This is a genomic window from Halomonas sp. M20, assembly GCF_020622265.1.
Classification (GTDB): domain Bacteria; phylum Pseudomonadota; class Gammaproteobacteria; order Pseudomonadales; family Halomonadaceae; genus Modicisalibacter.
This window is the reverse complement of sequence record NZ_JACNMQ010000004.1, coordinates 1-14031: the sequence shown is the minus strand read 5'-3', so window position 1 is coordinate 14031 and position 14031 is coordinate 1. Positions and strand designations below refer to the sequence as shown.

General features: G+C 58.5%; 11 protein-coding genes. 7 read left to right on the top strand and 4 right to left on the bottom strand.

Translation table 11 applies throughout. The features are described 5' to 3' along the window. Positions 1-272: 272 nt before the first annotated feature. Entirely contained in the window at positions 273-1244 is a 972-nt protein-coding gene (cysB, locus tag H7850_RS11380; RefSeq protein ID WP_227369659.1) for an HTH-type transcriptional regulator CysB, read from the top strand. 7 nt (positions 1245-1251) lie between these two features. Here the strand turns inward: cysB and H7850_RS11375 are convergent, their stop codons facing one another. From H7850_RS11375 to pabB, 4 genes are all read right to left on the bottom strand, one after another. Beyond that, on the bottom strand, positions 1252-1872 hold the full coding sequence (locus H7850_RS11375; protein ID WP_227369658.1) for a phosphoadenosine phosphosulfate reductase family protein: 621 nt from the start codon (positions 1870-1872) through the stop codon (positions 1252-1254). 99 nt (positions 1873-1971) lie between these two features. Continuing rightward, the gene (locus H7850_RS11370; protein ID WP_227369657.1) at positions 1972-2760 is read right to left on the bottom strand and encodes an ABC transporter ATP-binding protein; all 789 of its coding nucleotides are present in this window, start codon (positions 2758-2760) and stop codon (positions 1972-1974) included. Further along, on the bottom strand, positions 2757-3830 hold the full coding sequence (locus H7850_RS11365; RefSeq protein WP_227369656.1) for a FecCD family ABC transporter permease: 1074 nt from the start codon (positions 3828-3830) through the stop codon (positions 2757-2759). The genes H7850_RS11370 and H7850_RS11365 overlap by 4 nt, the downstream gene beginning before the upstream one ends. Next, positions 3831-5228: an aminodeoxychorismate synthase component I gene (pabB, locus tag H7850_RS11360; RefSeq protein WP_227369655.1), complete on the bottom strand. Its 1398-nt coding sequence runs from the start codon at positions 5226-5228 to the stop codon at positions 3831-3833. A gap of 238 nt (positions 5229-5466) precedes the next feature. On the opposite strand from pabB, the gene H7850_RS11355 reads away from it, so the two are divergent. The 6 genes from H7850_RS11355 (at position 5467) to prpD (ending at position 13703) form a co-directional block, all read left to right on the top strand. Continuing rightward, positions 5467-6198: a GntR family transcriptional regulator gene (locus tag H7850_RS11355; protein WP_227369654.1), complete on the top strand. Its 732-nt coding sequence runs from the start codon at positions 5467-5469 to the stop codon at positions 6196-6198. Further along, complete coding sequence (gene prpB / locus H7850_RS11350; RefSeq protein ID WP_227369653.1) at positions 6195-7076, top strand: methylisocitrate lyase; 882 nt, start codon at positions 6195-6197, stop codon at positions 7074-7076. Before H7850_RS11355 ends, prpB begins: the two co-directional genes overlap by 4 nt. 48 nt (positions 7077-7124) lie before the next feature. Continuing rightward, positions 7125-8252 carry a 2-methylcitrate synthase gene (gene prpC, locus H7850_RS11345; protein WP_227369652.1) on the top strand — a complete coding sequence of 376 codons (1128 nt, stop codon included), beginning with the start codon at positions 7125-7127 and terminating at the stop codon, positions 8250-8252. 84 nt (positions 8253-8336) lie between these two features. Then, entirely contained in the window at positions 8337-10973 is a 2637-nt protein-coding gene (gene acnD / locus H7850_RS11340) for a Fe/S-dependent 2-methylisocitrate dehydratase AcnD (protein WP_227369651.1), read from the top strand. Position 10974: 1 nt separating this feature from the next. Further along, the gene (gene prpF, locus H7850_RS11335) at positions 10975-12165 is read left to right on the top strand and encodes a 2-methylaconitate cis-trans isomerase PrpF (protein WP_227369650.1); all 1191 of its coding nucleotides are present in this window, start codon (positions 10975-10977) and stop codon (positions 12163-12165) included. A 53-nt stretch (positions 12166-12218) separates the two neighbouring features. Beyond that, a complete protein-coding gene (prpD, locus tag H7850_RS11330; protein ID WP_227369649.1) occupies positions 12219-13703 on the top strand; it encodes a 2-methylcitrate dehydratase in 1485 nt (494 codons plus the stop codon). Positions 13704-14031: the final 328 nt, after the last annotated feature.

The following is a 14031-nucleotide window of genomic DNA, read 5'->3' as shown; positions in this document are numbered from 1 at the left end:
TTAGATGGTAGCGCTCGACCAAGCGGCTGGCAAATGAGCTTAACTACAATTGTCGATAGGCATGAACTATGAAGACGTTCGGTTCAGCGCTGTGCTTGCTCTAGTCATGCCCGCGAACTATCATGATGAATATGCTTTAAAGTGATTAAAAGATACAGCATTTAGTGCTTTAAGCTATTATGTGTGCACAGGCGACACCGCCCAGGCGAAATAGAAATCGCGCGGATGAAATAAGAGTTCTGTCAAGCCCCTGAGTTGGAGATATCTCTGGTATGAAGCTGCAACAGTTACGCTACATATGGGAAGTCAGTCGACACAACCTGAATGTTTCAGCCACTGCGCAAAGCTTATTCACCTCTCAGCCGGGGATATCCAAGCAGATACGTCTTCTTGAAGATGAGTTGGGTATCGAGATTTTCGCGCGTAGCGGAAAACACCTCACCCGTATCACGCCTGCGGGGCAGCCGATCGTCGACCTGGCGGGGGAGGTGCTTAGAACCGTCGGTATCATCAAGGAGGTTGCGCAAGAGCATAGCAACGAGCGGTGTGGCAATCTTTCCATTGCCACCACGCATACTCAGGCGCGTTATGCGTTGCCCCCCTTGATCAGCGAGTTCACCCGAAAATATCCTGAGGTGGCCCTGCACATGCAGCAGGGAACGCCCAAGCAGATTGCTCAGATGGTCTGCGAAGGCCAGGCGGATTTTGCCATCTGCACCGAGGCTCTGGAGCTTTTCACCGATCTGATCCTGTTGCCTTGCTATCGTTGGAATCGCTGCATCCTGGTGCCAAAGAACCACCCCTTGACCCAGGTCGACAAGTTGACCCTCCAAGCACTGGCGGAATACCCCTTGGTCACCTATGTCTTCGGTTTCACCGGTCGTTCTCAACTGGACGATGCATTTCGCGATAGCGGGTTGAAACCCAACGTGGTATTGACGGCGGCGGACGCCGACGTGATCAAGACCTATGTGCGTTTAGGATTAGGGATCGGTATCGTCGCCCACATGGCGGTGGATTCGGAGCTCGACAGCGATCTGGTACCCCTGGATGCCAGTCATCTTTTTGAGAGTTCGACGACCAAGATCGGTATCCGCCGGGGCACCTTCATGCGCGGCTACATGTATGACTTCGTGCAGCGCTTCGCGCCACACCTGGATCGCGATACCGTCGACGCTGCCATGGCGGCGGGACCGCGCAGCGAAGATTCACTATTTGACAACATCGAACTGCCGGTGCGCTGATCGCTGCCTAGTGTTGTAGATGCAGCCCACACTCCCGCTTCTCTTCCACCTTGGTAGGATCGAAGTAATCGAAGTTGTTGGGCAAATCCCATTGCTGCAGATACTGATGCATATCGCGAGCGCTCCAATTCAGCAGCGGGGCGATCTTGAGCAAGCCATCGGCGTTTACCGAGACCGGTTGCATTTGTGCTCGCTGTGGCGAATCTTCGGCACGCAGTGCGGTAAACCATGTTCGAGGTGCCATTTCGCGCAAGGCTCGCTCGAAAGGTTCTAGCTTCACTTCTTCGGTAAAGCTTGGGTGCCGAGGATCGTCTATCGAAGGAGTTGCACCCTCGAGAGCCTCGCGATGAGCGCGAGAGCGCCGCGGATGATAGGTGTGCAGATTCAGCGCTAGACGCCGACTAATAGCATCGGCAAATCGGTAGGTTGCTTCGGTGTTATAGCCTGAATCCATCCATAGAACAGGGATATCCGGCCTTTCCCGAGTCACCATGTGGAGGATCACGGCTTCGAAGGGGCGAAAATTGGTCGTGCAGATAGCGTATTCGTCCAGGCTTAGTGCCCAACGAACAAGCCCCTCTGGATCCTTGCCGAATTGCTCGTTGATAGCGTTTATATCCAGGTTCATCCGACTCTCCTGAAAACTGCGGTGCGACGCTGTCGCGGATAATGATTGCTACCCTAACAAGCGGGGAGCGGTTTGCCCCAATACTGTTTGGTTAGATACTTATATACCCAACCGGCGAGTTGCGGTCAGGGGCGTGATCCTAGGCGGGGCGTTTTCGGACCATTCGACCTGGGCTTCAATGGCATAGACATCCCGCAGACGTGCCGGGGTGAGAACGTCGCCTGGACCACCCCAGGCAGCCGTATGTCCCGCCTTGAGCATCCACATATGCGCAGCGAAGCGTGCCGCCAGATTGAGATCGTGAATGGCCATGACCAGGATCATGGCGCTCTCCTGTGCTCGGCGAGACAACCAGTCCAGTACCTGCAATTGATGATGCAGATCGAGGGCGCTGGTGGGCTCGTCGAGCAGTAAGACCCGAGGTTCCCGCACCATGGCCTGGGCCAGGGCGACCCGTTGACGCTCCCCCCCAGACAGTGTGGCTAAAGTCCGTTCCGCCATCTCCTCAAGCTCTAGATCGCGCAGCATGTCCCGCACCCGGTAAAGCCCTTGGCGACCGTTTTCCTTTATGCGAGTCCGTCGTGCCAACATGATGGCTTCGAAAACGGTGAGAGCCGAACTCGAACCGGGTTGTTGCGGCAAATAGTAGAGATGCTCGGCCCGAACGGCAGGGGAAACGCCCGTCAGCGCCATGCCATCAAGGCTGATCCTGCTGCACGGCGCAAGCCGCTCCAGACCGGCGATGCCCTTGAGTAACGTCGATTTGCCAGCGCCATTGGGGCCGAGCAGGGCGGTGATTTCACCCGGTTTCGCCAGTAAACCTTCGATGTTGTCGAGAATCTGTTTGTCCCCCAGGCGGCAGCTCAAACGTTCGATACGTAAGCTCATCCCCAGAATTCCTTACGACTCTTGAGTATGAGTGAAACGAAAAACGGTAGACCGATCAGGGCGGTGATAATACCGATGGGGGAAAGAATGCCCGGTATCAGCGTCTTGGAAAGAATCGATGCCACGGACATGATCAAGCCACCACACAGCGCTGCCATGGGCAGAAAGATACGCTGATCTTCCCCCACCAACAGTCGCGCAATATGCGGCCCGACCAGGCCGACGAAACCGATGGTACCGACGAAGGCCACCGCCGTGGCCGCCAGCAGTGAGCTACATAATAATACCGTCAAACGCAGCCGGCCCACGTTGATGCCCATAGCCTTGGCATGTAGTTCTCCCAGGCGCAGGGCGGTCAGTTGCCAGCGTGCTCGAACGAACACGGGAATGCAGACGGCAAGGCTTATCAGCATCAAGCCGATCTTGTCCCAACTGGATTTGCCTAGACTCCCTAGCGACCAGAAGATGAGTTGCTGCAGCGCTTGGGCGGAAGCCAGGTACTGCAACAATCCCAGCAGGGCATTGAAGAAGAACATGATGGCAATTCCCATCAATACCATGGTCTGCACGTTCACGCCGCGCAGGCAATTTATCCCCCAGATAATCACGGTGGCGAGCATGGCGAAGACGAACGCATTGCCGGTGACCAGAAGAGTGCCGGCCAGCGGCGCCACTCCTGCTCCGAAGATGATCGCCAGGGCGGCGCCGACGCTGGCCGCGGATGAGATCCCCAGGGTGAAAGGATCCGCCAGTGGATTGTTGAGGATGGTCTGCATTCCGGCGCCGGCCAGGGCCAGGCTAATGCCAACCAGTACCGCCATCGCAGCGACGGGTAGACGTATCTCCCACACCACGATATTGACGATGTCCGATGCAGCAGCAGGGGTCAGTAGCGCCGTGAGTACACTCTTGGGTGAGTAATGGCCGGGCCCGATGGCGACATCGGTGAAAAAAGAGAGCAGCGTCAGCGCCGACAAAAAGGCAAGAAGAAAAAGGTGGCGTCGCCTTCGCGCCAGATAGCGTTCGACGCTATCGGAACGGCGAATCGCAGTAGAGCTTGTAGTAGTCACTTATCGTTCCTGAGCATCATATGACTGTTGGCTCCCTTCTGCGATGGACTCGGCATGAGTCAGGGCATCCATCAACCGGCCGATCTTATGGAGTGTTTCGCGATATTCGGCTTCTTCGTCGGAGTCCGCCACCAGCCCGCCACCGCCCCACAGATGTAATCGGTCGGCATCCGCCAGGACCGTGCGAATCGCGATCGAGGTATCCATGTGGCCGCGAATATCGACATAGCCCAGGCTGCCGCAATACACGCTGCGACGACTCGGTTCCAGTTCGTCGATGATCTGCATGGCGCGTACCTTGGGGGCACCGGTAATCGACCCCCCGGGAAAGGCAGCGGCAAGCAGGTCGAGTGGGGTTTTTCCCTGCCCCAGCTCGCCGGTTACCACGCTTACCAGATGGTGGACGTTGGCATAGCTTTCCAATTGACAAAGCTGCGGCACCTGTACGCTACCTGGCCGGCATACTCGGCCTAGATCGTTGCGCAGCAGATCGACGATCATGACGTTTTCGGCACGGTCCTTGGGGCTTTGCACAAGCTCTTCAGCATAGACTTTGTCCATCTCGAGCGTGGTCCCCCGGGGCCGAGTGCCCTTGATGGGGCGGGTTTCCACGCGATCGCCACGCACCTCGATGAAGCGCTCCGGAGACAGCGACATGACCGCCTTGTCCTGCCAGGCCAGGTAGCCTCCAAAGGGCGTTGGAGTTGCCTGGCGCAGCAAACAATATGCCTGCCAGGGATCGCCCTTGTAACCGGCACTAAAGCGCTGAGCCAGATTGATCTGGTAGCAATCTCCGGCCTGCAGATACTTCTGTACATCACGAAAGCGCTGGCCGTATCCGGCGCGATCCATTTCCGCACAGAAAACGCTCGTGAGAGCAAAGGGACTGGTGGAAGCAGGTGCGCGATTCAGCCATGCCTGAACCTGTTCACGCCGCTCGGCGGTAGCGACCAGCCAGGTCTGGCGCTGTTCATGATCCTGAATTACGGCCCAATCATAAAGACCCAGGCGGCTTCGTGGCAGTGTCACGACATCCCGGAATTGATTCAGCGAACCTCCAGTCTCTGATCCAAGATCATACCCCCAGTAGCCGATCAATCCGCCAAGGAACGGTAGCTCACTATCAGGGGGGGCAAGGTCAAGTGTATCAAGCAAGGCTTGTTGCGCGGCGAATGGCGCGGTCGGCAATGGGATATCGGCATCACAGTGCACCTGGCCCTGCTGATCGAGCGTGAGAACGGCGCAGGGGTCGCTTGAAAGAATGTCGTAACGACCGCCTGGCGCATCAGGACGACCACTGTCGAGCAGCACGGCACCTGGTCGTTGGGCTAGACAAGTAAAAAGCGTCAACGGATTCTGGTGATAGGGCAGCGGCGTGATGAGCAGCCGTGGTTTCATGCAATGGATCCCCTTGGCAAGGCACCCATTCTAGGCATCCTTGATCAATTTGTCCTGTTGCGGCACGTAAATGAAATGCATGTGTATTGATCTCATTGGTAATTGATTGTCGACAATCGGAGTGGTAATCCTGTGACAAATGCCACTAATGTATATGAGCGCATCGGACTCATAGCCTATTGACCCTTGGTGAGAGTGTGACTAGAGTCTGCAGACACCATAATTGTCGACAATCGCAATGACTTTGACTATCGAGAACAGCGAAGTGCCGGAAGTTCGTACCCTTGCCGAACGTGTCTTCAACCAGCTCCAGGACGCGATCGTTCGCGGTGAACTGGCGCCGGGCACGAAGATCACCGAACCGGGGTTATCGAAGGTTTACGGCATCTCTCGCGGTCCGTTGCGAGAAGCCATGCGCCGCCTCGAGACCCATCGGCTGATTGAGCGGGTGCCTCACGTAGGTGCTCGGGTGGTCAAGCTATCGATGCAGGAGCTGATCGAGTTGTTCGATGTGCGCGAGGCGCTCGAAAGCATGGCGGCCCGGCTGGCAGCCCGGCACATGACGACGGAAGAGATCGCCGGATTGCGCAGTGTTCTGGCGGTACATGAGGATCAGGCGGATCTAAAAAGCGGTGAGGCCTATTATCAGCGTGAAGGCGATCTCGATTTTCACTTCCGCATCGTGCTGGGTAGCCACAATCGCATGCTGACGACGATCCTGTGTGACGATCTCTACTATCTTGTAAGACTCTATCGTACCCAGTTCAGCGCCAGCGGCACGCGGCCACAGCGGGCCTTCGTCGAGCATCATCGTATCGTCGATGCCATCGAGGCGGGTGACGAGGAGCTCTCCGAATTGCTGATGCGCCGTCATATCAGTGCATCTCGAGAGAACGTCGCCAATCGCTATGCCATCGTATTGCAGCAGGAAACCAGTTCCACGCCTTCCCCCCAGAGGATTCCGTCATGAGCACACCCGGTACACGCTTTCGTAGCGCTCTCGAAGCCAATCGACCGCTTCCCATCGTCGGCACCATCAACGCCTACACCGCTCTCATGGCGAAGAAGGTCGGTCACCAGGCGATCTATCTTTCCGGGGGCGGGGTGGCCAACGCCTCCTTCGGGTTGCCTGATCTGGGCATGACCACCATGAACGATGTGGTTGAAGATGCGCGGCGTATCACCGCCGCCACGGATCTGCCGCTACTGGTGGATATCGATACCGGTTGGGGCGGCGCTTTCAACGTGGCGCGCACCATTCGCGAAATGGAGCGGGCAGGCGTGGCAGCGGTGCATCTCGAGGACCAGGTGGCCCAGAAGCGCTGTGGCCACCGTCCCAATAAGGAGATCGTTTCCAAGCAGGAGATGGTCGATCGCATCAAGGCCGCCGCGGATGCTAAACAGGACCCAGCTTTCTATCTCATTGCTCGCACGGATGCCTTCCAGATGGAGGGGCTCGAAGCAGCAATCGACCGGGCCAATGCCTGCATCGAGGCCGGCGCGGATGCCATCTTTGCCGAGGCGGTGCATACGTTGGATGACTACCGCGCCTTTTGCGAGGGGGTGGAGGCACCAATACTCGCCAACATCACCGAGTTCGGCGCCACGCCGTTGTTCACCCAAAAAGAGCTGGATGAGGTGGGTTGCCGCATGGTGCTGTATCCGCTGTCGGCGTTCCGGGCCATGAACGCAGCGGCCCTCAAGGTCTATCGCAACATCCTCGAGAAAGGTGATCAGAAGGATGTCGTCGAGCTTATGCAGACTCGAGACGAGCTTTACGATTTTCTCGACTATCACACTTTCGAGCGCAAGCTGGATGAGCTGTTTACCGGCAAGGGCAACGACTGAATAACGCGATACGCTATCAACCAAACAGGGAATATCTGGAGATCCATCATGGCAGACAAACCGACCAATGGCGCCGGCCTGCGCGGCCAGAGCGCCGGTAGTACAGCACTATGCACCGTGGGCAAGGAAGGTTCCGGCCTGACCTATCGCGGTTACGATATTCACGACCTGGCGGATCATGCCCGCTTCGAAGAAGTGGCCTATCTGTTGCTCAAGGGCAAGCTGCCCAATCAGCAAGAATTGAACGATTATGTGGCCAAGCTCAAAGGCTTGCGCGATTTGCCGGAGGCGCTCAAACGGGTACTGGAAGAGATTCCGGCGGATGCCCATCCGATGGACGTGATGCGCACCGGTGCCTCCATGCTGGGTAATCTCGAAACCGAGCAAAGTTTCGACGAGCAGCAGGACCAAAGCGATCGCATGCTGGCGGCGTTTCCCGGCATCATCAACTACTGGTATCGCTACTCCCACGACGGCGTGCGTATCGACACCGATACCGACGACGAATCCATCGGTGGCCACTTCCTGCACCTGCTGCACGGCAAGCCGGCATCGGAGCTGCATGCCAAGGTGATGAATGTCTCGTTGATCCTCTACGCCGAGCATGAGTTCAACGCCTCGACCTTCACCGCTCGCGTATGTGCCTCGACGCTATCCGATATTCATAGCTGCGTGACCGGTGCCATCGGCTCGCTGCGGGGGCCGCTGCACGGCGGCGCCAACGAAGCCGCCATGGCCATGATCGAGGACTGGCAGTCGTCGGATGAAGCCGAGCGCGAAATCATGGGCAAGCTCGAGCGCAAGGAGAAGATCATGGGCTTCGGCCATGCGGTCTACAAGGATTCCGACCCGCGCAATGCCATGATCAAGAAGTGGTCGAAGGAGCTTGCCAAGGAAGCAGGGGACGATCGGCTTTATCAGGTTTCCGAACGGGTTGAGGAGGTCATGTGGCGGGAGAAGAAGCTGTTCTGCAACGCCGACTTCTTCCATGCCAGTGCCTATCACTTCATGGGCATTCCGACCAAGCTGTTCACCCCGATATTCGTCTGTTCGCGCCTCTCGGGCTGGTGCGCCCACGTCTTCGAGCAGCGGGAGAACAACCGCATCATCCGACCCAACGCGGACTACACTGGGCCGGAGAAGCAGGAGTGGTTGCCCATCGAGCAGCGCGACTGAACGCTGGTTAGAAGATTTCATGGCCGTGGCGGCGACGCCACGGCCATTTACGATCTAAACACTATCCGATGGATACCCGTTTAAATGAACACCGACTATCGCAAACGCCTACCCGGCATCGATCTGGACTACTTCGATACCCGCGAGGCAATCGAGGCGATCCGATCCGGCGCCCACGCCAAACTACCTTATACCTCCCGCGTGCTGGCGGAGCAGCTGGTGCGTCGCTGCGATCCGGCGATGCTCACCGATTCCCTCAAGCAGCTGATCGAACGCCGCCGCGATCTGGATTTTCCCTGGTATCCGGCTCGGGTGGTGTGCCACGACATCCTGGGCCAGACCGCCCTGGTGGATCTCGCCGGCTTGCGGGACGCCATCGCCGAAAAAGGCGGTGACCCGGCCAAGGTCAATCCGGTGGTGCCGACCCAGTTAATCGTCGATCACTCTCTGGCCGTCGAACACGCGGGTTTCGAGAAGGACGCATTCGATGCCAACCGGGCCATCGAGGATCGCCGCAACGAGGATCGTTTCCACTTCATCGACTGGACCAAGACCGCCTTCAAGAACGTGGACGTGATCCCGGCGGGCAACGGCATCATGCACCAGATCAACCTGGAGAAAATGTCGCCGGTGATCCAGGTGCGCCCGGATGAGCAGGGGCGGCGCGTAGCCTTTCCGGATACCTGCGTGGGCACCGATAGCCATACGCCCCACATCGACTGTCTGGGCGTGATTGCCATCGGGGTTGGCGGGCTCGAGGCGGAAACCGTGATGCTGGGCCGGCCTTCCATGATGCGCCTGCCGGACATCGTCGGCGTCAAGCTGACCGGCAAGCGTCCACCCGGCATCACCGCTACGGATATCGTGCTGGCGATTACCGAATTCCTGCGCAACCAGAAAGTGGTTTCGGCCTACCTAGAATTCTTTGGGGAAGGTGCGAAGGATCTCACCATCGGCGACCGGGCCACCATCTCCAATATGACCCCGGAATTCGGTGCCTCCGCCGGTATGTTCTATATCGACGAGCAGACAATCGACTACCTGAAATTGACCGGACGCGAACCGGAACAGGTCGCCCTGGTCGAGCAGTACGCCAAGGAAACCGGCCTGTGGGCGGAGGATCTGGTGGATGCCGAGTACGAGCGGGTGCTGGAGTTCGATCTGTCGAGCGTGGTACGCAACGTGGCCGGGCCATCGAACCCGCATCGGCGGGTGGCGACCACGGATTTGCAGGAGCGCGGCATCGCCGTACGCTCTTATAAGGACAGCGACAAGGCGCTGGCGGAAGAGAGGGAGGGCAAGATGCCGGATGGCGCGGTGATCATCGCCGCCATCACCTCCTGCACCAATACCTCGAATCCGCGCAACGTCGTAGCCGCCGGCCTGCTGGCGAAAAAGGCCAACGAGCTGGGACTGATCCGCAAGCCCTGGGTGAAATCGTCCTTTGCGCCAGGGTCCAAGGTCGCGCGCCTGTATCTGGAAGACGCCGGGCTGCTCCCGGAGCTCGAAAAGCTTGGCTTTGGCATCGTCGCCTACGCCTGCACCACCTGTAACGGCATGAGCGGCGCCCTGGACCCCAAGATTCAGCAGGAGGTCATCGATCGCGATCTGTACGCCACGGCAGTGCTCTCGGGTAATCGTAACTTCGATGGGCGTATCCATCCCTATGCCAAGCAGGCCTTTCTCGCCTCGCCACCGCTGGTGGTCGCCTACGCCATTGCCGGCACCGTGCGCTTTGACATCGAGCAGGACGTGCTGGGTACGGACGAGCAGGGCGACCCGGTCACCCTGAAGGATATCTGGCCCTCAGACGAGGAGATCGACGCCATCGTCAAGGAAAGCGTCAAGCCGGAGCAGTTCCGGCAAATCTATATCCCCATGTTCGATCTGGGCAAGGTGGAAGAAGCGGAAAGCCCGCTATACGACTGGCGCGAGATGAGCACCTATATTCGTCGACCGCCGTATTGGGAAGGCGCATTGAGGGCCGAGCGCACCATGAAGGGAATGCGCCCCCTGGCAATACTGCCGGACAACATCACCACGGATCACCTGTCGCCGTCGAATGCCATCATGATGGACAGCGCCGCCGGTGAATATCTGCACAAGATGGGCCTGCCGGAAGAGGACTTCAATTCCTACGCCACCCACCGGGGCGATCACCTGACCGCTCAACGCGCGACCTTTGCCAATCCCAAGCTGATGAACGAAATGGTGCGGGACGAAAACGGCAACGTGATCCAGGGCTCCCTGGCCCGGGTAGAGCCGGAAGGCAAGACGATGCGTATGTGGGAAGCGATCGAGACCTACATGGAACGCAAGCAGCCTCTGATCATCGTGGCTGGCGCGGACTATGGTCAGGGGTCGTCTCGGGACTGGGCGGCCAAGGGCGTGCGTCTGGCCGGGGTGGAGGTCATTGTTGCCGAGGGCTTCGAGCGCATTCACCGTACCAATCTGGTGGGCATGGGCGTGCTGCCGCTGGAGTTTCAGCCGGGCACGACCCGAAAGACGCTGGAGCTGGACGGTACCGAAACGTTCGATGTGACCGGCGATTTCACCCCGCGGGCCACCATGACCCTGGTGATCCACCGTCGCAATGGCGAGACCCTGGAGGTGCCAGTAATCTGTCGTCTGGATACTCAAGAAGAGGTCTCGATCTACTCCGCGGGGGGCGTATTGCAGCGCTTTGCCCAGGACTTCCTCGAAGCCGAAGAGGTGGCCTGACATGAGCCAGACTCCTCAGGTTCGAATCCCCGCCACCTATATGCGTGGCGGCACCAGCAAGGGTGTGTTCTTTCGCCTCGATGATCTGCCGGAAGCCGCCCAGCGCCCCGGGCCGGCGCGAGATGCACTCCTGTTGCGAGTGATCGGAAGCCCCGACCCGTACCAGAAGCAGATCGACGGTATGGGCGGGGCGACCTCGAGTACCAGCAAGACGGTGATCCTGTCGAAAAGCGCCTCGCCGGATCACGACGTCGACTATCTGTTCGGCCAGGTCTCCATCGACAAGCCCTTCGTCGACTGGAGCGGCAACTGCGGCAATCTTTCCGCGGCGGTGGGGCCCTTCGCCATCGAAAGCGGTCTGATCGATGCGAAGCGCATTCCCGACAACGGCATCGCCACGGTGCGCATCTGGCAGGCCAATATCGAAAAGACTCTCGTGGCCCGGGTGCCGATGACCGATGGCAAGGTCCAGGAAACCGGTGACTTCGAACTCGACGGCGTGATGTTTCCGGCCGCCGAGGTGGCGGTGGAGTTCACCGATCCGGCGGACGGTGACGGGGCCATGTTTCCCACCGGCAGCGTGATCGACGAGCTCGAGGTGCCGGAAGAGGTGATAGCCGGCGGCCGGCTCAAGGCGACACTGATCAATGCCGGTATTCCGACCATTTTCGTCAATGCCACGGATATTGGTTATACGGCCACAGAATTACAAGAGGCGATCAACAGCGATACTCGCGCCCTGGCACGTTTCGAGGCCATTCGTGCTCACGGCGCGGTGCGCATGGGTCTGATCGAGCATGTCGACCAGGCCGCCAGTCGCCAGCACACCCCCAAGGTCGCTTTTGTTGCGCCACCGGCGAATTACCTTTCCTCCAGCGGTAAGCAGGTGGAGGCAAGCGACATCGATCTGCTGGTGCGCGCGCTATCCATGGGCAAGCTGCACCATGCCATGATGGGTACCGCAGCAGTGGCGATCAGCGTGGCGGCGGCGGTGCCGGGCACTCTGGTCAATCTTGCTGCCGGCGGGGGAGCGCGCACGTCCGTGAGCTTCGGTCATCCTTCCGGCACCTTGCAGGTGGGTGCCGAGGTCAGCGAGGTGAATGGCCAATGGACGGCGACCAAGGCCATCATGAGCCGCAGCGCGCGGATATTGATGGAGGGTTTAGTTCGCGTGCCCGGCGATAGCTTTTAGATGAGCTAGGCTTTGGGGAGTAGGAGTTTTTTCATCAGCAAGAGGGGAGAGCAATGAGTGCCAACGTGGAAGCCAATGTTCGTCCGGATTATGACGAAGAGCTGCAGAAGATTGCCGACTATGTGCTCGACTACAAGATCAAGAGCTCGGAGGCGCTGGATACGGCCCGCAACTGTCTGATGGATACCCTGGGCTGCGGCTTGCTGGCGCTGCGCTTCCCTGAGTGCACCAAGCATCTGGGGCCATTGGTCGAAGGAACCCTCGTGCCCCATGGTGCTCGTGTCCCTGGCACCTCGTTTCGGCTCGATCCGGTCAAGGCGGCCTGGGACATCGGTTGCATCATCCGCTGGCTGGACTACAACGACACCTGGCTGGCCGCGGAATGGGGGCATCCCTCGGATAACCTGGGCGGCATCCTGGCCGTCGCCGATTATCTATCTCAGAAGCGTCTGGCCGTGGGCAAATCGGCGTTGATCATGCGCGACGTACTCGAAGCCATGATCATGGCACACGAGATCCAGGGCGTCATTGCGCTCGAAAACTCCTTCAACCGCGTGGGGCTCGATCATGTGGTGTTGGTCAAGGTGGCCACCACCGCCGTGGTCGCCAAGCTGATGGGGGGCGATCGTGAGCAAGTGCTGGCAGCGCTCTCTCACGCCTGGGTCGATGGCCAGAGCCTGCGTACCTATCGTCATGCGCCCAACGCAGGGTCGCGCAAGTCCTGGGCCGCGGGTGATGCGACTTCTCGCGGGGTGCGGCTGGCAGACATTGCGCTCAAGGACGAAATGGGTATTCCCAGCGCGCTGACTGCGCCTCAGTGGGGGTTCTACGATGTGCTGTTTACCAAGTCCAACAAGGATCACCAGATCAAGCCAGAAGAAAAGCGTCGCTTCAGTTTTTCTCAGGGCTACGGCACCTATGTAATGGAAAACATCCTGTTCAAGATTTCCTTCCCCGCCGAATTCCATTCCCAGACCGCCTGTGAAGCTGCCGTTCTGCTGCACCCCCAGGTCAAGGATCGTCTCGATGACATCGACAAAATCGTCATTACCACCCATGAGTCGGCGATTCGCATCATTTCCAAGGTGGGTAAACTGGCCAACCCTGCGGATCGGGATCACTGTCTGCAGTACATGACCGCCGTACCTTTAATTTTCGGCAACCTCGTCGCCGAGCACTACGAAGACAGCTTCCATGAGGCCAACCCGATCATCGACGAGTTGCGTGAGAAAATGGAAGTGGTCGAGGATGAGCGCTACACCCGGGAATATCTGGAGGACGACAAGCGCTCCATCGCCAATGGGGTGCAAGTGTTCTTCAAGGACGGCAACAAGACCGAGCAGGTGATCGTCGAATACCCGGTCGGGCATCGGCGCCGTCGCGACGAAGGCATTCCTCTGCTGGAAGAGAAGTTCAAGGCCAATCTTGCAACGCGTTTTCCGGCAGGTCGCAGCCAGAAAATCTTCGATCTATGCAGGCAGCAGAAGGCGCTCGAGGGTACGCCGGTCAATGAGTTCATGGACCTATTCGTCATCTAAGATAGGCTTTGTGCGAGCGGCCCCTGGGGCCGCTCAACTTGCACTCATCTATCGTCTTTTCAGACTATAAAAATAACCTTGGCACCATTCGATACCATGAACTAAAATTTTTTCATCCAAAGGGCTTGTCAGGCCCGATCTGGATCCGTAAAGTACGCATCCGCTGCTGCCGACGAGGGGTCACCCGAGAGGCACCAGCACCGCTCTTTAACAATTGATCAGGTAATTCATGTGGGCGCTTGTGAGCGATCGGATGCCAGTCATCTAGATCGAGGCAAGCGACTCGTCAAGAGACGTTTGACCCTTGAGCAGGATTGTTCCGCCTCCC

Coding starts and splice junctions, on each gene's coding strand:
- cysB (WP_227369659.1), top strand. CDS start 273: ATGAAGCTGCAACAGTTACGCTACATATGGGAAGTCAGTCGACACAAC.
- H7850_RS11375 (WP_227369658.1), bottom strand. CDS start 1,872: ATGAACCTGGATATAAACGCTATCAACGAGCAATTCGGCAAGGATCCA.
- H7850_RS11370 (WP_227369657.1), bottom strand. CDS start 2,760: ATGAGCTTACGTATCGAACGTTTGAGCTGCCGCCTGGGGGACAAACAG.
- pabB (WP_227369655.1), bottom strand. CDS start 5,228: ATGAAACCACGGCTGCTCATCACGCCGCTGCCCTATCACCAGAATCCG.
- H7850_RS11355 (WP_227369654.1), top strand. CDS start 5,467: ATGACTTTGACTATCGAGAACAGCGAAGTGCCGGAAGTTCGTACCCTT.
- prpB (WP_227369653.1), top strand. CDS start 6,195: ATGAGCACACCCGGTACACGCTTTCGTAGCGCTCTCGAAGCCAATCGA.
- prpC (WP_227369652.1), top strand. CDS start 7,125: ATGGCAGACAAACCGACCAATGGCGCCGGCCTGCGCGGCCAGAGCGCC.
- acnD (WP_227369651.1), top strand. CDS start 8,337: ATGAACACCGACTATCGCAAACGCCTACCCGGCATCGATCTGGACTAC.
- prpF (WP_227369650.1), top strand. CDS start 10,975: ATGAGCCAGACTCCTCAGGTTCGAATCCCCGCCACCTATATGCGTGGC.
- prpD (WP_227369649.1), top strand. CDS start 12,219: ATGAGTGCCAACGTGGAAGCCAATGTTCGTCCGGATTATGACGAAGAG.